Source organism: Aeromonas sp. (genome assembly GCF_050252055.1).
In the GTDB taxonomy this organism is placed as follows: Bacteria; Pseudomonadota; Gammaproteobacteria; order Enterobacterales; family Aeromonadaceae; genus Aeromonas; species Aeromonas caviae.
In genome coordinates this window covers 1-17,485 of record NZ_JBFWLQ010000011.1, presented here as the reverse complement: position 1 = coordinate 17,485, position 17,485 = coordinate 1, and the positions used below count along the sequence as shown (strand labels likewise).

The following is a 17,485-nucleotide window of genomic DNA, read 5'->3' as shown; positions in this document are numbered from 1 at the left end:
GCCAGATACGCATAATTCCGGCCGCACAGTGACGAGGCAACGACTCACTGGAAGCACGGTTGGCTATGTAGCTCAGTTGGTTAGAGCATCGCACTCATAATGCGGGGGTCACAGGTTCGAATCCCGTCATAGCCACCATCTCTAGTTGGGGTATCGCCAAGCGGTAAGGCAGCGGGTTTTGATCTCGCCATCCCTAGGTTCGAATCCTAGTACCCCAGCCATTTTTTGAATGATGTTTGATGGTCTCTGTCAGGCATCGTCGTTGGGGTATCGCCAAGCGGTAAGGCAGCGGGTTTTGATCTCGCCATCCCTAGGTTCGAATCCTAGTACCCCAGCCATTTTTGAATGATGCTTGATAGTCTCTGTCAGGCATCGCTGTTGGGGTATCGCCAAGCGGTAAGGCAGCGGGTTTTGATCTCGCCATCCCTAGGTTCGAATCCTAGTACCCCAGCCATTTTTCTGTTCTCTTCCACGTTTGTGGTTGACAACAAACGGCTATGTAGCTCAGTTGGTTAGAGCATCGCACTCATAATGCGGGGGTCACAGGTTCGAATCCCGTCATAGCCACCATGTTTAAAAAACGTTCCTTCAATCATCCGATTGCAAAGAACACTGTTGGGGCATCGCCAAGCGGTAAGGCAGCGGGTTTTGATCTCGCCATACCTAGGTTCGAATCCTAGTGCCCCAGCCATTTTTGCTTGTATTCGACGCAAGTCGTGCACAAGACGGCTATGTAGCTCAGTTGGTTAGAGCATCGCACTCATAATGCGGGGGTCACAGGTTCGAATCCCGTCATAGCCACCATTATTCTTGCGGAAGTGGCGAAATTGGTAGACGCACCAGATTTAGGTTCTGGCGCCCTAGGCGTGAGAGTTCGAGTCTCTCCTTCCGCACCATCGAAAGCAGTACCAAACAGACCAGCTCAGGCTGGTTTTTTTGTATCCGGCGTTTGCCGCTCTTCTTCCCCTCTCCATACCATCGCGCGCCTGCAACGCCACCTCATGTATCAACGGCTAAGCCTTGTGTTCTCCTCTGCGACGGCGCAATGCCCTGCTCCGGCGTGATGCCGCCCTTTTCATCTCGCAGAGCGCTGCGGGCAATAAAAAGGCGGCCCGCAGGCCGCCATATCGTTTGCTGTCGTCAGAACGGGAAGAACCAGGGGATGGCGATGACGCTCACCACCATCACCAGCAAGGTGAAGGGCACGCCAATGCGCACGAAGTCCATGAACTTGTAGTTGCCCGGGCCCAGCACCAGGGTGTTGACCGGCGACGAGACAGGCGTCATGAAGGCTGCCGAGGCGGCGATGGCGATGGTCATGGCAAAGGGATAAGGCGAGACCCCCATCTGATGGGCCGTCCCCAGCGCGATGGGCGCCATCAGCACCGCCGTTGCCGTGTTGGAGATGAAGAGCCCGATGACGGCACAGAGCGCGAAGAGGCTGGCCAGCATCACACTGGGGCCCATTTCCCCCACCGCCGAGATGAGCGCGCCGACGATGAGATCCACCCCGCCGGTCTGCTGCAATGCAAGGGCAAAGGGCAGCATACCCACGATGAGGATCAGGGTCGGCCAGTGGATGGACTTGTAGGCGCTCTCCAGATCGATGCAGCGGAACTTGCCCATCAGCAGGCAGGCGATGAGCGCCGCGATGACGTTGGGCACGGGATCCGTCACCATCAGCACTATCATGACCCCGAGGGCAATCAGGGCGTGGATGGCCTGGCTGCGGGCCGGCGCCATCTCGTCCACTTCCGCAGGCAGGCCCAGCAGCAGAAAATCGCGATGATGGGTCTGCAACTGACGAATGAGGCTCCAGTTCCCCACCACCAGCAGGGTATCCCCCATCTGCAGCGCCTCGTCCACCAGCTTTCCGGTCAGCGCCTCTCCATCCCGGCGGATCCCCACCACGCTCAGACCGTAACGGGAACGGAAGGTCACCTCGCGGATGCTCTTGCCGAGCAGCCGGGAGCCGGGGATGAGGGAGACCTCCGCCATGCCCACCTCCCGCGCCTGGTCGGAGAAATACTCCCCGCGCAATATCATGGGCTCGAGCCGCGCCTCGCTGCAAAACTCCCGCACATCCACCTCGGGATCCGACATGTCGATGAGCAGCACGTCCTTGGCCTGGAACTCGGTCACCCCGGTGACACTGACCATCACCCGCCTGAACTTGCGCCAGCGCTCCATCCCGATGACATTGGCACCGAAGCGGGCACGCAATTGCAGCTCGTCGAGGGTCTGGCCGATCAGGGGGGAGTCGGGCCGGATCGCCAGTCGGCGTGCTCGCCCCGCCAGCCGGTAGTCACGGATGAGATCCCGCATGGTGCTGCGTCCCATCTGCTTGCCCTTGCCCTCTTCCCCTTCACGCACCAGACGGTTGCGCATCAGCAGCATGTAGAGGATCCCCATCCCCAGAATGATGACACCCATGGGAGTGAAGCCGAAGAAGCCGAACCCCTGGATGTCGTGGCGCATCAGTTCACTGTTCACCACCATGTTGGGAGGGGTTGCCACCAGCGTCATCATGCCGCTGATAAGGCCGGCAAAGCCGAGCGGCATCATCAGTCTGCCCGCCGGGATCCCCATCCGGTTCGCCACGCTCAGCACCACGGGGATGAAGATGGCCACCACCCCGGTCGAACTCATCACGGCCCCCAGGGTCGCCACCGCCACCATCAGCAGCACCAGCATGCGGGTTTCGCTGCTGCCGGCCACCTTCACCAGGGCATCTCCCACCTGATAGGCGATGCCGGTACGCACCAGCCCCTCCCCCACCACGAACAGGGCGGCAATCAGAATGACGTTGGGATCACTGAACCCTGCCAACGCCTGCGGCAGGGTCAGGGTGCCGCTCAACACGAACAGGATGATGATCAACAAGGCGACCACGTCCATGCGCACCTTGTTGGTAATAAACAGGAGAATGGCACCCACCAGCATGCTGAGCACCCAGATCAACTCGGAATTCACACTTGCTCCTTTTGTTCAACGTCAACCACGGCCGGCCCCGGACGCCATCAGACCACAGAGCCCGTCCCCCTGATTTGTTACATATCAAGAAAGAGGAGACCGCATCATCTCACATTCAGGTTCAGTTGCGGCCATTTTACCGGTCCGTGAACGCAGTCGGTCGCCCTTCACATGTCGGGGTAAAAAGTGCTGCACGCTCCCCCCGCCCCTCCTAAAATGGGCCCGCCGCGGCCTGAGCCGCCCTCTCACCCCTTGCCCTTCGGAGACGACATGACCCAGCACACCCCGGCCTACCCGGCATTCACCTTCTTCAGCCGCTTTGTCGCCGACATCCAGGCTGGCCGAAAGACCATCACCATCCGCGACGAGAGCGAGGCAAACTGGCGGCCCGGCCAGCGCCTGGCCCTGTTCACCAACCCGGAACACCAGCCTTTTGGCACCATTGAGGTCATCTCGGTCAAGGCGGTCGCCTTCGAGGCGCTGAGCGACGAGCACGCCCGTCAGGAGAACATGACCCTCCCCGAGCTTAAAGATGTGATCCGCGATATCTACCCCGCACTGCCGCCCCTCTATGTGATTGAATTCGTGCTGATTGAAGCCTGATTTTGTGAGCTGCCTCAGCTAACGCCGGTTGCGCTCACGGGCCAAAAGCGCACAATGACTGTTTTTATATACAGTCATTGGTGTCTTATGGAAAAACAACTCGAACCGGCCATCGCAGCCATGGTGGCAGACTTCATCGCCGCAGGTCGTCCCAAGGCGAGCCAGCTGAGCTGGCAGGCGCGCCGTGACGGCTACCTAGCCTCTGCCCTGTTGGGCGGTGAGCGGGAAGAGGTGGGCGCCATCGAAGAGTGGCAGGCCGATCACCACGCCATCCGCTGCTATCGGCCCGCAGACAAACCGGACCCCGCGTATCCGGTGCTGATCTATTTTCACGGCGGCTGTTTTGTCAGCGGGGATTTCGAGACCCACGATCGCCAGATGCGGATGCTGTGCAACCGGGCCAGCGCCCTGATCTTCGCCGTACACACCCGCCTCGCCCCGGAACACACCTATCCTGCGGCTCACAACGATGCGCTGGCCGCCACGCGGGCCATCATGGCCGAGGTGGAGAAATGGCATGGGGATCCGGCACGTCTCGCCATTGCCGGCGACAGCGCAGGGGGTCATCTCGCCCTGGTCACCACCTTGCGGCTCAAGGCTGCCAGCGCCCCCTTGCCCAAGGCCCTGCTGCTTCTCTATCCCATGCTGGATGCCCTCTGCGAGAGCCAAAGCTACCGCGATCTCGGTGACGACTACCTCATTACCCGGGACATGCTCGCAAGCGGTTTTCACGCCTACCTGGGCAGCCTGCCCCCCAGCCATCCCGAAGCCAGCCCGCTCCACCATCCCGCCCTGTCAGGATTACCGCCGACCCATATCGTCACGGCGGAATATGATCCGCTACGCGACGAAGGGGAAGCCCTGTATGGCAAGCTGGTGCAGGCTGGCGTCGATGCCACTTGCCAGCGGCAGCATGGCGTCATTCATGGCTACTTCCAACTGGCGGCCATCAGCCCTGCCGCTCGTCAGCTCATCGACCAGATAGCCATGATGCTCAGAAGACTCTGAGTTGGAACCGGCCCCCAAGCCGTGTTAAAAGTGTCTCTTTTGAATCATGGAGGTAACCCGAGTGTTCGAGATAGCGAGCCTGAAAGAGGGCATGATGCACGGGGTGGAGCTGTTCCAGCTGCTGCTGGAGATCATCTCCATCGCCTGCGTGGTCATCGGCCTTGGCAAGACCCTCTGGCTGGCGGCCAGAGTGCGGGATCACGAGCCCGGCTTTCCCCGTATCCGCCTCTGCTTCGGCAGCTGGCTTATCCTGGCGCTGGAGTTCCAGCTCGCCGCCGACATCCTGGCCACCACAGTGGCACCGAGCAAGGAGGAGCTGGTGCGCCTCGCCATCATCGCGGTCATCCGCACCTTCCTGAACTACTTCCTCGGCAAGGAGCTCGATGCCCAGGCCGAGCGCCAGCAATCCGAGAAGACCAAGCTCCGCCATCCTGTTCCTAAAAGACCTTTCTGACGACAAGCAGGCTTAACTGATCTGTCAATCCACAGGCCAGAGGGCGGCAAGGCGCGCCACCGCCACGTTCGCCTGTTCCGCCGCTGTAAAGTTGGCAAACCCCATCAAGACACCACGAAACGCGCCAGGTCTGATTTCCCACTCGCTCAAGGGATGCAGCGCCAACCCGCCCGCCTCGGCGGCGGCTACCAACTCCTTGTCGCCCATCGTCCCCGTAAGACGTGCCAACAGATGCATACCACCAGCCCGGGGCAGTACCTGGATCCTGTCTCCCAGGTGCAAGGCCAACGCCTGCGCCAGGTAGCCATAGCGCTGGGCGTAGGCCTTGCGCATCTTGCCCAGGTGACGGGTGAAATGCCCCTGCTCCATAAAGTCCGCAACCGTGGCTTGCAACACCGGATTGCCCGCCCCAGGCAAGTGAATTACCTGATCGCGAAAACGCTGGATCTGCCCTTCGGGTACCACCAGATAGGCCATCCTCAGGCCTGGATAGAGAGATTTGCTGAAAGTACCCGTGTAGAGCACTTTCCCGTGTCGATCCAGACTCTTGAGGGTAGGAAGAGGGCGACCATGGTAACGGAACTCACTGTCGTAATCGTCTTCAATGATCCAGGCCTGGTTTCGCTCTGCCCAATCCAGCAGGGCCAAGCGACGAGGCAGGCTAAGTGCACACCCCATCGGGCTCTGATGGGTAGGTGTCACTACTGCGAACCTAGCCTTGCCAGCCTGACGCTCCCCTTGCTGTACGTCCATTCCCTGCTCGTCGACGGCGACAGGATTCAGCACCAGCCCAGACTGTTCCAGAAACTGGCGGGCATGGAAGTAACCAGGATCTTCGAACCAACCTAGGTCGCCCGGTTGAAATAGGGTTCGGACAATCAGGTCCAGTGCGCCACGGTACCCCACTGTGATGAACACCTGCTCCGGCTGACAGTGGATCCCCCGAGAGATCCCGAGATAGCTCGCAATGGCACGTCGTAAGGCCAGGTGTCCCCCTGGATCCGGAGTCGTCATCTCCAGGTTGCGCAGATGGCGGGAAGCAAGGCGCACCCAGGTCTTGCGCGGGAAGAGATCGAGCGCTGGCAGGCCGATCTGAAACGGCTGCATCTCGTTGCGAATTGGGGTTGTTCCCGTGGCTGACCCCAAGGCTGAAGGAGCTGGGAGGGGGGACGACTCTTCCATAAGCCGTGACAAGCCGGGGGCAACTGTCGTTCCTGCTGCGCCATGAGAGATAAAATAGCCTTCGGCAATCAACATCTGATAGGCCATCTCGATCGTACCGCGAGCAAGATTGAGTTCGCAGGCTAGGCTACGCACAGAGGGAACACGATCGCCCTCCTTCAAAGCCCCGCTCGCGATGGCCTGACAATATCGCTGATATATCTGCAGATAGAGTGGTGTTGCCTCCTCTCTGCTGAAGATCAGTAGTTGCCTATCCATAGTTGTGACCCGTTGAATATCGCTGCCGGAAATATAACAGGAACTGAGGGTGATATATCAATGGGCCCATCACTGTTTATCTTCAGAATTATTTCCCTGTATGAATTCCGCACTGTTTAATCACGATCATTCATCCACCCGAGACACTCATGGAGGAGCACTAGGCAATAACACCAAGCCATTTCATATCGACGCAACTACGGCCTGAAGAATAGAGCAAACGCTATACAACCTTGAAGGATCCGTCAAGCCGCTAATGAATAGCTTTTCGTTCGTGTTCGACTGCACCACTAAGGCTTCTGCTCTGTTAAAACTGTTTCCTGCAGGAAAGAGCGCGAGCGTCAAAAGAGAACCCATACTCCCTTTAATTTGTATGGACTACTCGATATTGCCATTCTTGCCCCTGTCATCTGGCAACCTATTTTCCTACCCTGACGGCAGACACCTACCATGCCATGCATGGAGAAGACCGAACATATGGACTACCCGATGCAATCCTCCCTGATATAGCTCAAGAAACAAGCGGCTATATCAGGTGGCTCACCATGAATGCCGGGCGCCCAATTGACTGAATACCCCGAAGTAACCGTGGCTTTCAGCCCGCCCATACAGGAATTTCCGAATGCCCCAACCAGCCAAGGCCGTTAATGAAAGCGGCGATACCATACCGGCGCCAGCTCTGAGAATACCGTCCCTTCTCCCCCCCCTGGCCGCGCTTGGCTATCCGTTTCTGTTGATGATCTTCAACAAGTTCATCGGACTGAACGGCGCCGCCAGCCTGCCCGGTACTCTGCTCTCGTTGTTGCTGGCCTTTGCCGTCCCCTTGGTGGGCATTGTCGTCGCCAATCGAGGCGACATCACGGTAGGTATGCGTCGACTGGCCTATCTGAGCGTGGCGGCCCCCAGCCTCTATGTCTTTCTCGGTGTCGTGCAGGCGATCGTCGGCAGTCCCCTGCCCGACGCCCTGGTGTGGTGCCTGTTCTGGGTTGGCGCCATGCTGCTGGGATGGGAATCGCGCCAGACAGTTGAAACGCAGGCCCGTCCCGTGAGCGGACTGGGACGCTGGCGCGTCGCCCATGGCATCAGCGCACTGCTGCTCTGTTGCTATGTACTCTTTCACTTGGCCAATCACCTGACCGGACTGGTCGGCCCCGAGCTCCACGCCCAGGTCATGGAGGCGGGTCGCACCGTCTACCGGTCCAGCGTTGTCGAACCCTTGCTGGTGACGGCGTTTCTCTTCCAGGTCTGCTCAGGCCTGTATCTCGCCTGGCGATGGAGCACTATCTGGCATCGCTGGCTGACCACCTTCCAGATTGCCTCTGGTGTCTACCTGTCGGTGTTCGTACTCGGGCATATGAATTCGGTGTTTATCTATGCCCGCAGCTTTCTCGGCATTCCAACCGACTGGAGCTTTGCTACTGGTGGCGAGACGGGCCTGCTGATGGATCCGTGGAATATCCGTTTGGTGCCGCACTACACCCTCGGTGTGTTCTTTGTATTGACGCACCTGCTGGCCGGGCTGCGGGTGGTACTCGAGGCTCACGGAGCGGCAAAGCGTTGTATAAACCTGTTGTGGTACACCGGGCTGGGTGGCGCCGCCCTGCTCGCGCTCGCCATCATTGCCGGCATGTGCGGCGTCAGAATATGAGGCTGTTTCGCATATTCAATATATGAAATCCGACCTGACAAGTGATCTCTGTGTTGGATAAAAGAATATTTATTTCTGTTTATATTGAAATTTTATTGGTGAATCACAGGTCCTTTACGATGAGACTAACAACCACAAAGGAAAGTTAAAAATGAATAAATATGTGTTTATGACTGCTTCCGCATTGGTGACCATGTTGACCAGTTATTCCACCCTGGCGGACGTCAACTTATATGGCCCGGGTGGGCCACACACTGCCTTGATCAAGGTTGGCAAAGCCTTTGAAGAGGAGACAGGGACCAAGGTGAACGTGCATTTCGGTCCCCAAGGCTCCTGGAATGACAATGCCAAGAAAAATGCCGATATTTTGTTTGGTGCCTCAGAACAATCTGCACTGGCTATCGCGACAGCACACAAGCAGGCGTTCGATATCAACAAAATTGAGCCTCTTTATCTTCGTCCCGCTATCATTTTGGTGAAAAAAGGCAACCCCAAAAATATTCAGGGTTTGACTGACCTGACCAAGCCAGGCATCGGCATAGTGGTACCTGAAGGAGCCGGCGTCAGCAATACATCGGGCACCGGGGTATGGGAAGACATGATAGGCCGCACCGGCGATATCAGTCTGGTGACCAAGTTCAGGAAAAATATCGTGCAATACACGCCAAACAGCGGTGGTGCCCGCAAGGCATTTCTCGAAGATCCCCGTGTCGATGCCTGGGTAACCTGGATTGACTGGGCAAAGAGCAATCCGGACTTTGGTGATGTCGTCAAGATTGAAGATAAATTCGTGGTTTACCGTGATGTCAACATCGTTCTCAAGAATAATCCTGACAAGGATGCCCAACAATTTGCAGAATATCTGAAAGGAGAAAAATCAAAGCAGATATTCCAGCAACTGGGTTGGTCTGACAAGTTCTGATATCAACAGCTTGTAGGCATTCATCTCCACCACTTTAAACTCCAACCTCTGCAAGGACGCAGGGGTATCTATCCACTAACTCGATAAAATATTCAACCAGTGACTATTCACTACCAGTTTGAGTTGACCAGACAGCTATTTTGTCAGTCGGGGAATGTTCAACTTTGACATGTTTCATCATAAGTCATTCATTATTCGTTCATCCATTGCATTACTTCATCACGATCAGTACAGCATTCCCTCTGATATTGTTCATCCTTGATGATGCTATTGAATATTCCCCTCTTGAGGGAGGGGATGATACTGCCGCGTGAGGATCAAAGTGACAGCGAGAGCCAGCGAGGTAATCCCGATTTGGACATGGAACCTGAGATGATCACAACAGACGGTAACAACGCGGTCGCCTCGGTGGCATACCGCACCAGCGAAGTCATCGCCATCTATCCCATCACCCCCAGCTCCGCCATGGCAGAACACTCGTCAGCCTGGTCGAGCCAGGGACATCCCAATCTCTGGGGCGATGTGCCCAAGATAGTGGAGATGCAATCGGAGGGAGGCGCCATCGCCACCGTACACGGCGCCCTGCAGACCGGGGCGCTGGCGACCTCGTTCACCTCGTCGCAGGGGCTGCTGCTGATGATCCCCAACCTCTACAAGTTGGCGGGTCAGCTAATCCCCTTCGTGCTCCACGTGGCGGCGCGCACCGTGGCAACCCATGCCCTGTCAATTTTCGGCGATCACTCTGACGTGATGGCGGTGCGCCAGACCGGCTGCGCCATGCTCTGTGCCAGCAACGTACAGGAGGCACAGGATTTCGCCCTGATTTCCCAAGTGGCTAGCCTCAACAGCCGGCTGCCCTTCATCCACTTCTTCGACGGCTTTCGAACCTCTCACGAGATCACTAAAATAGCCCCGCTCGATGACGAGACCTTGCGCGCCCTGCTGCCGGTGGAGGCTATCCGTGCCCATCGGGAACGGGCGCTGACTCCCGACAAGCCGGTCATTCGCGGTACCGCTTCCAATCCGGACACCTATTTCCAGTGCCGGGAGGCAAGCAACCCCTGGTATGACGCGGGCTATCACCACGTGAGCGAGGCAATGCAGGCCTTCGGCGAGCGGACAGGCCGACACTACCGTCCGTTCGAATATGTAGGACATCCGCAGGCGGAACGGATTCTGGTGCTGATGGGTTCTGCCATCGGCACCTGTGAGGAAGTGATAGCGCGGCTGCTTGCACAAGGGGAGAAGGTGGGGCTAGTGAAGGTGCGGCTCTACCGCCCCTTCTCGGCCGAACATTTGCTGGCGGTCATTCCCGAAAGCGCTCGCAAGATTGCGGTGCTGGATCGCACCAAGGAGCCGGGTGCCCTGGCCGAGCCCCTCTATCTGGACGTGATGAGCGCCCTGGCCGAAGCTGTCAGCCAAGGGGATCGCGCTAGCCTGCCGCGGGTCATCGGCGGGCGCTACGGCCTATCCTCCAAGGAGTTCAACCCGGCCTGCGTGCAAGCCATCTTCGACGAGCTGGCACTGGATAACCCGCGGCCGCGCTTCACCGTCGGCATCTTCGACGACGTCACCGGCCTCTCGCTGCCGCTACCAACGCTGGTGGAGTCAGTTCATACATCCAGCCACCTCAAACTGGAAGCGCTCTTCTATGGCCTCGGCAGCGACGGTACCGTCTCGGCGGCCAAGAACAGCATCAAGATCCTCGGCAATCACACCGACCTCTATCCCCAAGGCTATTTCGTCTACGACTCCAAGAAGGCAGGCGGCCTCACCGTCTCCCATCTACGGGTGGGGACACGGCCGCTGCAATCAGCCTATCTGGTGGACGAGGCGGACTTCGTCGGCTGTCACCAGTGGCAGTTCGTCGACCTGTACCCGATGGCGGAGCGGCTCAAGACGGGGGGCATATTCCTAGTGAGCAGCCCCTATGACGAGGCCGAGATCTGGGGTCGCCTTCCTCTCGAGGTGCAGCACGCCCTGCGCGAAAAAAGGGCCCGCCTCTACACCATCAACGCCGCCAAGATTGCCCGCGACTGCCAGCTTGGCAACCGCATAAACACCGTGATGCAGATGGCATTCTTCCAGCTCAGCGCCATCTTGCCCCTTGAAGAGGCAACCCGGCTGCTCAAGGAGGCCATCGCCAAGAGCTACGGCAGCAAGGGACAGGTGCTGGTTGAGCGTAACTGGCTCGCACTGGCTGCTACCTGTGCAGCCCTGACCCCTGTCCCTCTCGGCGAGGTAGAGGCCACCAGCCGGCCCCGTCCGCCAGTGGTCTCACCCAAGGCACCGGACTTTGTTCAGACTGTTACCGCCGCCATGCTGGCGGGGCTGGGTGACAGCCTGCCGGTCTCGGCCTTCCCGCCCGATGGCACCTGGCCGGTGGGCACCACCCGCTGGGAGAAACGCAACATTGCCAAGGAGGTGCCGATCTGGCAGGCGGATCTCTGCACCCAGTGCAACTACTGCGTGGCCGCCTGCCCCCACTCGGCCATCCGCGCCAAGGTGGTGGACAAGGCGGCCATGACTGACGCACCAGACACCCTCGACGCGCTGGATGTGAAGGCCCGCGACATGCGCGGTCAGCAATATGTGCTGCAGGTGGCCCCTGAGGATTGCACCGGCTGCAACCTCTGCGTCGAGGTGTGCCCGGCCAAGGATCGCACCGATCCGAGCCGCAAGGCGATCAACATGGAGTCCAGGCTGGATCACCTCGAGGCCCAGAAGGCGAACTACGACTTCTTCCTGGACTTGCCCGAGCGCAGTGCCGAGCAGCTGGAGCGTATCGACATTCGCACCTCCCAGCTCATCTCGCCGCTGTTTGAATACTCCGGCGCCTGTTCCGGCTGCGGCGAAACCCCTTACATCAAGCTGCTGACCCAACTCTACGGTGACAGGCTGCTGATCGCCAACGCCACCGGCTGCTCGTCCATCTATGGTGGCAACCTGCCCAGCACCCCCTACACCACCAACGCTGACGGGCGCGGGCCGGCCTGGGCCAACTCCTTGTTCGAGGACAACGCCGAGTTTGGCTTGGGCTTCCGGCTCACCGTGGATCAGCATCGCGAGCGGGTACGCCGCCTGCTGGCGAGTCTGGGGGACGCCGTCCCGGCCGGGCTGCAACAGGGGCTGCAAGACGCCAGCCTGCCGGTCTCCGAGCAGCGCGCCCATATCGAGCAGCTGCGCGTACTGCTGCAGGGGCGCACCGACGCCGCGGCCCAGGAGCTGGCACGTGATGCAGACTACCTGGTGGAGAAATCGGTCTGGCTCATCGGCGGCGACGGCTGGGCCTACGACATCGGCTACGGCGGGCTCGATCACGTGCTGAGCCTGGGGGAGAACATCAACGTGCTGGTGCTCGACACCCAGTGCTACTCCAACACCGGCGGCCAGCAGTCCAAGGCCACCCCGCTCGGCGCCATCACCAAGTTTGGCGAGCAGGGCAAGCGCAAGGGGCGCAAGGATCTTGGCGCCAACGTGATGATGTACGGTCACGTCTACGTGGCGCAGATCTCCCTCGGCGCCCAGATGAACCAGACGGTGAAGGCCATCCAGGAGGCCGAAGCCTACCCGGGTCCGTCGCTCATCATCGCCTACAGCCCCTGCGAGGAGCACGGCTACGATCTGGCCCAGAGCCACGAGCAGATGAAGCAGCTGACCGCCACCGGCTTCTGGCCGCTCTACCGCTACGATCCACGTCGCAAGGAGGAGGGCAAGGCGCCGCTGGCGTTGGACTCCCGGGCCCCCAGCGCATCGCTCGCCGACACCCTTCAGCAGGAGCCACGCTTCGAGCGCCTCACCCGCCAACTGCCGGAGGTGGCCAGCCGGCTCTATGAAGAGGCGCAGGAGGATGCCAACCGCCGCTTCGCCTGGCTGAGCCAGCTGGCGGGCAAGGAGGCGCCGGCCCAGGAGTAGAAACGCAAACCCACCAACAAAGAGGGCTCCCCATGGGGAGCCCTCTTGCTATCCGTGATATCGCCATCAGGCGTGCTTGCTGGCCAGCTCGTGGCGCTTCAATGCCAGCAAGGTGACCAGCAGGGCGGCGGTGGCGATCAGCGCCATGCCGATATAGGTGGCGCTGAAACCGGGTGCCAGTTCGGCCGGGCTCAGGCTGACCAGATTGGGGCTGCTGCCCGCTGGCAGGGCGGCATGGAACAACACTGCGCAGATGGCCACCCCGACCGCCCCACCCAGCTCCCGGCCGAAGTTGAACAGGGACATGCCGATGCCGCGATCTTCCCGCGGCAGGGCATTTTGCACCACCACCGACAGCGCCGGCAGCACCAGACCCAGCCCCAATCCGGCAAACCCCAGTCCCACTCTGGCCCAGAGGTCGAAGTGGATCTGCCACAGGGCCAGCGCTGCCAGGGCAAAACCTGCCACCACGAAACGCTTGTAGTAACCGGTGCGACCGATCAGCTTGCCGCCGACGAAGGCCCCCGCCGTGATGCAGACCATGAAGATCACCATGATCCCGCCACTGTCACTGGCACTCATCCCCTTTTGCCACTGCATCTGCAACGGCAGGTAGACCAGCACGGCAAACATCAGCAGCTGCGAGGCCAGCGCCAGCAGCACGCTCACCAGATAACCCGGCAGGCGCACCAGGTGGGCCGGCAGTATGGGGTCGTGGGCCCGCCGCTCCACCAGGATCAGCAGCAACAAGGCCGCCCCCAGCGCAGCCGCGAGCCAGACGGCGGGCAAGGCCGCCTCCGGCGAGAGCAGCAACAGGGTGAGGGTGGTGACCGTGATCAGCAGTGCCGCTCCCTTCCAGTCGAAGCGGCTGTGGCGACGCACATTGAGGTGACCCAGATTGCGGTTCACCAGCCAGAGGGCGATGGCACCGAGCGGCAGATTTATCCAGAAGATCCAGCGCCAGCTGAGCTGCTCGGTAAAATAGCCACCGAGCAGCGGGCCTGCGATGCTGGAGACCGCATAGACCGCCGAGATATACCCCTGATACTTGCCCACCTCCCGTGGCGGAATACAGTCGGCGATGACGGTGAAGGCGAGCGCGATCAGCCCCCCGCCCCCCAACCCTTGCAGTACGCGGGCGGCCAGCAGGGTCGGCAGATCCTGGGCCAGGGCGCAGGCCACGGATCCCGCCAGAAACAGGCCGATACCGATGTTGAGCATGCGTACCCGGCCGAACATGTCGCTCAACTTGCCATAGATGGGCAGGGCCGCAGTGGCCGCCAGTAGATAGGCGGTCACTACCCAGGTGAGGGCGGCACCGGCGTTCAGCTCAACCCCTATGATGGGCAAGGGCGTGGTGACGATGCTCTTTTCCAGTGAGCCCAGGGCGATCACCAGGGCCACGCTCGAGAAGACGGTTTTGGGGGACATAGGCAGGCTCGCTCATGTGAGATATCGGCACAGGGGGTGCAAGGCACATTATTGTCTCATAAATCATTAGCCGATGGTCAAAACCACTGCCAACCATGATGAAGGTCGCGACATCTGCGAGCCGGATCTGCTAGGGTGAGTCTTTGCCGAAGAGGACGCCCCCCATGCCCCAGTCATCCCCCTGCGATCATCACCAGAGTGAACAGCCCCGATTCGACGAGTACGACGCCCTGATCTTCGACATGGATGGCACCCTGGTGGACTCCATGCCTCTGCACCTGGATGCTTGGGAAATCACCAGTGCCGAGTTCGGCCTGCCGTTTGATCGGGCACAGCTCAACGAGTACGGCGGCATCCCCACCCGCAAGATAGTGACCATGCTGGCAGAGCAGCACGGGATGACCATCGACGTGGAAGCCTTTGCCCGGCGCAAGGTGGCCCTCTACCTGGCACGGATCGACGACGTCCGGGTGTTTCCCGCCATGTGGGAGCTGGTCAGGCATTACCACGGCAAGGTGCCCATGGGCATAGGCACCGGCTCAACCCGGGAACATGCGGCGCACATCCTGCGTCAGACCGGGCTCGATGCCTTCATCTCCGTGCTGGTGAGTGCCGATGATGTGGTCAATCACAAGCCCCACCCGGACACCTTCCTGAAAGTGGCCGAGCAGCTCGGCGCCAACCCGGCCAACTGCCTAGTGTTTGAAGACACCCGGATAGGCATTCAGGCGGGCAAGGCCGCCGGCATGACCACCTTGCTGGTCGATCAGGGCGCACTTTACCCGCGCTAGTATGAGTAAACGTTCCTGACCACCAATAGAAACGCCTCCACAAAGGAGGCGCTTCTATATCTCGAATCATTAGCTTGATGTTCTCAAGGCCATGTGATGCGGATGATACCTAGACCTGTGCTCATTGTACCCATACAACTTTTATATAGGTCAATCGACATTTTATTTAAGGCCCTGCTTTCGCGATGATATACCAGTCATCTAAACTGTCATATCTAGGTACGTCTTATACCCCATCCTTCTGGCAGTATTAGTGGGTTAGATAAAAAATCTATCCAGACTAACTTTCTCCATGACATAGTCACGACCAAAAATAACTTCACACCACCACACGCACTATAAAATGCGTCTAAACCCCTGGGAAATAATGAGTATTTTAATGTTCATCAAACCAGATAACCTCAAAACGTTCCCTTACGTTTTCGTCAGCTACTCGGAAAGCTGCTTCTCGTTATGAAAGGTTGACGCTTCATAATTCCATCACGAAATTCTATAATACCTAAACAGCTCTGCAAGCTTACCTTTTGAGTACTCACCTCTCTGACAAAACTGGCTTTCAATTACTTCCCTATTCTCGACAAGAGCATTCGGCACTTCAGTTGTTTGGCTTTTGCTTGCAAGACCAATAATCGTTTGCAATATTTCGCAAGCGGTAGACTCATCATCTTCCCTGATTAAAAATTCGATAGTTTCACTTATAAAACAAAATGCTTCAGATGGACTCATTTTGCCGATGGCATCATCTCTAAACTTTTCAAAAAACCACTCATCCTCTATGGAGTCTGAGTTCCAATGCTGAATAGCCTCATTCAGTGCATCACGATATGACATAATCAATCCCTAATTTTGACACCACCCAAAACATCCTGACATCACATTTAAGAAGAGTTCAAATTTTCCAAGATAATTATCTATACTTATGAAAATATTAAACCATAAATCAATGCACTTCTGCATACTCTCTTCACAAAATCTCGACTACCCACATGGTCAAGATTTTAGATCTGCCCATATCTCTGTATAAAAATTCGCACATCTGGTGCCCACAAAGGCGAAGTCCGTCACCATACCTTTCATAAGTACCCGGCTCTCTTCCTTGACTCTCTTATAAAATTACGCAAATAATACCTTCACCATCTCTGGCGTTCCTATTCCGACGAACCCTGACTCTGGATCATCAAAGGCACCAGCCATTTTAAGAACCAGACCATTATTTTTAACAATCTCGCACAATAACCTTGTATCTATCAATTCACTAGTATTCCACCCTCGGCATATTAACGCATGAACATCAAACTCTTCTGGCACAGCAATAAGATAGGAGCATGATTCCTCCTCCATCAAACTCACCACTGACTCAATTGACAACTCAGATAATTGAGCAGCACCAAATAACTTCAACTTTCCATCTGATTCTACTTGTTCTTCCAAAAAGCAAGCTGTGTGGCTTATCTCTACCCCTCGTTCCTTTAATCTCTTAAAAAGTTTATTGTGTCTTATAATCCGTGTATCACTTTGCCAAACTGAGTCACCAACAACACACCACAACTTAAATCCAGGTATTTTTTTAACAATAAGACTAAAAATAAACCTTAAAACTTTAATTCGTGCTTCAAGGCGATTTCGAGAAGGTATCTGCCATCGAACGGCAGCTACCTTCAAATTAACCATTTGAGAATTTTCACTGAGATTATACGTTTCGTTATCTTTTGAAACATCCAACGTGCATACAACATTAATATTAGTCATCAACGTCTTCACCAGCCTTGTCATTCAAGTGGGCCATCTATTGTCATGATCGCCATGGGTCCTGTTCATGACCTACAGTATTATCACTGATTTTACCGTTCTGGTATGTATTCCAGACCCAACATCTCATGTTGCAACGCACCGTCTTTGCAACCCTCGTCACCTCCTATGTAATGCTGGCAACATTAGCAGCACTCGCCGTTGATCCGGTAGTCTTGATATCGATGAAACCAATATGAAGCATCTTGGCTCCTGAATCCAGCCTTGGAAGAGGGAAACTCTGCGATATGGCGATATGGATATGAGATTTACGATCAGGGATTACTTGTATTTTTCCATCCCCTCCCTTTACAACAGGATTTTCAGTGAAGTGTGAGAAAGAGTGATTCAGCAAGCTGCATATTAAAAACATCAAAGATATGAGCTGTATGGAGATGGTATTCACCTGACAGTTGCCCACAAAAGGGAGTGGTCATACGGCTTCAAACCGGATAACAAAACGGTACCCCTACCGTGTTATCCGGAGTCACCGTATGACCACCAACGAGAAA

The 17,485-nt window shown here is 57.3% G+C and carries 12 protein-coding genes and 8 tRNA genes; 15 read left to right on the top strand and 5 right to left on the bottom strand.

Annotated features, from left to right (window positions below; translation table 11 throughout):
* The first annotated feature begins 61 nt into the window (after positions 1–61).
* The 8 genes from AB7E19_RS17580 to AB7E19_RS17545 all read left to right on the top strand — a co-directional run bounded on the left by AB7E19_RS17580 (position 62) and on the right by AB7E19_RS17545 (position 896).
* A tRNA-Met gene (locus AB7E19_RS17580) sits at positions 62–138 on the top strand.
* Between the two features lie 8 nt (positions 139–146).
* Positions 147–221: transfer RNA gene (locus AB7E19_RS17575), tRNA-Gln, on the top strand.
* A 42-nt stretch (positions 222–263) separates the two neighbouring features.
* Positions 264–338, top strand: a tRNA-Gln gene (locus AB7E19_RS17570).
* 41 nt (positions 339–379) lie between these two features.
* Positions 380–454: transfer RNA gene (locus AB7E19_RS17565), tRNA-Gln, on the top strand.
* Positions 455–493: 39 nt separating this feature from the next.
* Positions 494–570, top strand: a tRNA-Met gene (locus AB7E19_RS17560).
* Positions 571–616: 46 nt separating this feature from the next.
* Positions 617–691, top strand: a tRNA-Gln gene (locus tag AB7E19_RS17555).
* A gap of 36 nt (positions 692–727) precedes the next feature.
* Positions 728–804 (top strand) — tRNA-Met (locus tag AB7E19_RS17550).
* A gap of 8 nt (positions 805–812) precedes the next feature.
* A tRNA-Leu gene (locus tag AB7E19_RS17545) sits at positions 813–896 on the top strand.
* 244 nt (positions 897–1,140) lie between these two features.
* Here the strand turns inward: AB7E19_RS17545 and AB7E19_RS17540 are convergent.
* Positions 1,141–2,973 carry an SLC13 family permease gene (locus AB7E19_RS17540; protein WP_427936074.1) on the bottom strand — a complete coding sequence of 611 codons (1,833 nt, stop codon included), beginning with the start codon at positions 2,971–2,973 and terminating at the stop codon, positions 1,141–1,143.
* A 270-nt stretch (positions 2,974–3,243) separates the two neighbouring features.
* On the opposite strand from AB7E19_RS17540, the gene yqfB reads away from it, so the two are divergent.
* The 3 genes from yqfB to AB7E19_RS17525 all read left to right on the top strand — a co-directional run bounded on the left by yqfB (position 3,244) and on the right by AB7E19_RS17525 (position 5,038).
* Positions 3,244–3,576, top strand: coding sequence for a N(4)-acetylcytidine aminohydrolase (gene yqfB, locus AB7E19_RS17535; RefSeq protein WP_042014549.1), 333 nt, complete (start codon positions 3,244–3,246; stop codon positions 3,574–3,576).
* Between the two features lie 87 nt (positions 3,577–3,663).
* Positions 3,664–4,584, top strand: a complete 921-nt coding sequence (locus AB7E19_RS17530) for an alpha/beta hydrolase (RefSeq protein WP_322131907.1) — start codon at positions 3,664–3,666, stop codon at positions 4,582–4,584.
* 61 nt (positions 4,585–4,645) lie between these two features.
* Positions 4,646–5,038 carry a DUF1622 domain-containing protein gene (locus tag AB7E19_RS17525; RefSeq protein WP_322131908.1) on the top strand — a complete coding sequence of 131 codons (393 nt, stop codon included), beginning with the start codon at positions 4,646–4,648 and terminating at the stop codon, positions 5,036–5,038.
* Positions 5,039–5,062: 24 nt separating this feature from the next.
* On the opposite strand, the gene AB7E19_RS17520 is transcribed toward AB7E19_RS17525, so the two are convergent.
* Positions 5,063–6,478 (bottom strand): PLP-dependent aminotransferase family protein, encoded by a 1,416-nt coding sequence (locus AB7E19_RS17520; RefSeq protein ID WP_319905797.1) that lies wholly within the window; start codon positions 6,476–6,478, stop codon positions 5,063–5,065.
* Between the two features lie 622 nt (positions 6,479–7,100).
* Here AB7E19_RS17520 and AB7E19_RS17515 point away from each other — a divergent pair.
* From AB7E19_RS17515 to nifJ, 3 genes are all read left to right on the top strand, one after another.
* The gene (locus tag AB7E19_RS17515) at positions 7,101–8,126 is read left to right on the top strand and encodes a hypothetical protein (RefSeq protein WP_202042885.1); all 1,026 of its coding nucleotides are present in this window, start codon (positions 7,101–7,103) and stop codon (positions 8,124–8,126) included.
* A 151-nt stretch (positions 8,127–8,277) separates the two neighbouring features.
* A complete protein-coding gene (locus tag AB7E19_RS17510) occupies positions 8,278–9,048 on the top strand; it encodes a substrate-binding domain-containing protein (RefSeq protein ID WP_161470110.1) in 771 nt (256 codons plus the stop codon).
* A gap of 372 nt (positions 9,049–9,420) precedes the next feature.
* A complete protein-coding gene (nifJ, locus tag AB7E19_RS17505) occupies positions 9,421–12,963 on the top strand; it encodes a pyruvate:ferredoxin (flavodoxin) oxidoreductase (RefSeq protein ID WP_427936070.1) in 3,543 nt (1,180 codons plus the stop codon).
* A 66-nt stretch (positions 12,964–13,029) separates the two neighbouring features.
* On the opposite strand, the gene AB7E19_RS17500 is transcribed toward nifJ, so the two are convergent.
* Positions 13,030–14,394, bottom strand: coding sequence for an MDR family MFS transporter (locus AB7E19_RS17500; RefSeq protein ID WP_324045812.1), 1,365 nt, complete (start codon positions 14,392–14,394; stop codon positions 13,030–13,032).
* A gap of 164 nt (positions 14,395–14,558) precedes the next feature.
* Here AB7E19_RS17500 and AB7E19_RS17495 point away from each other — a divergent pair, with 164 nt between their 5' ends.
* On the top strand, positions 14,559–15,185 hold the full coding sequence (locus AB7E19_RS17495; protein ID WP_427936068.1) for an HAD family hydrolase: 627 nt from the start codon (positions 14,559–14,561) through the stop codon (positions 15,183–15,185).
* A 480-nt stretch (positions 15,186–15,665) separates the two neighbouring features.
* Here the strand turns inward: AB7E19_RS17495 and AB7E19_RS17490 are convergent, their stop codons facing one another.
* Together AB7E19_RS17490 and AB7E19_RS17485 are read right to left on the bottom strand one after the other, a co-directional pair.
* Positions 15,666–16,016 (bottom strand): hypothetical protein, encoded by a 351-nt coding sequence (locus AB7E19_RS17490; RefSeq protein WP_408785498.1) that lies wholly within the window; start codon positions 16,014–16,016, stop codon positions 15,666–15,668.
* A gap of 282 nt (positions 16,017–16,298) precedes the next feature.
* Positions 16,299–16,946 carry a hypothetical protein gene (locus tag AB7E19_RS17485; protein WP_427936065.1) on the bottom strand — a complete coding sequence of 216 codons (648 nt, stop codon included), beginning with the start codon at positions 16,944–16,946 and terminating at the stop codon, positions 16,299–16,301.
* Positions 16,947–17,485 lie beyond the last annotated feature (539 nt).

Bases quoted from the DNA above. Each gene is read 5' to 3' on its own strand.
- yqfB (WP_042014549.1), top strand. From the start codon at position 3,244: ATGACCCAGCACACCCCGGCCTACCCGGCATTCACCTTCTTCAGCCGC.
- AB7E19_RS17530 (WP_322131907.1), top strand. From the start codon at position 3,664: ATGGAAAAACAACTCGAACCGGCCATCGCAGCCATGGTGGCAGACTTC.
- AB7E19_RS17520 (WP_319905797.1), bottom strand. From the start codon at position 6,478: ATGGATAGGCAACTACTGATCTTCAGCAGAGAGGAGGCAACACCACTC.
- AB7E19_RS17515 (WP_202042885.1), top strand. From the start codon at position 7,101: ATGCCCCAACCAGCCAAGGCCGTTAATGAAAGCGGCGATACCATACCG.
- AB7E19_RS17510 (WP_161470110.1), top strand. From the start codon at position 8,278: ATGAATAAATATGTGTTTATGACTGCTTCCGCATTGGTGACCATGTTG.
- nifJ (WP_427936070.1), top strand. From the start codon at position 9,421: ATGATCACAACAGACGGTAACAACGCGGTCGCCTCGGTGGCATACCGC.
- AB7E19_RS17500 (WP_324045812.1), bottom strand. From the start codon at position 14,394: ATGTCCCCCAAAACCGTCTTCTCGAGCGTGGCCCTGGTGATCGCCCTG.
- AB7E19_RS17495 (WP_427936068.1), top strand. From the start codon at position 14,559: ATGCCCCAGTCATCCCCCTGCGATCATCACCAGAGTGAACAGCCCCGA.
- AB7E19_RS17490 (WP_408785498.1), bottom strand. From the start codon at position 16,016: ATGTCATATCGTGATGCACTGAATGAGGCTATTCAGCATTGGAACTCA.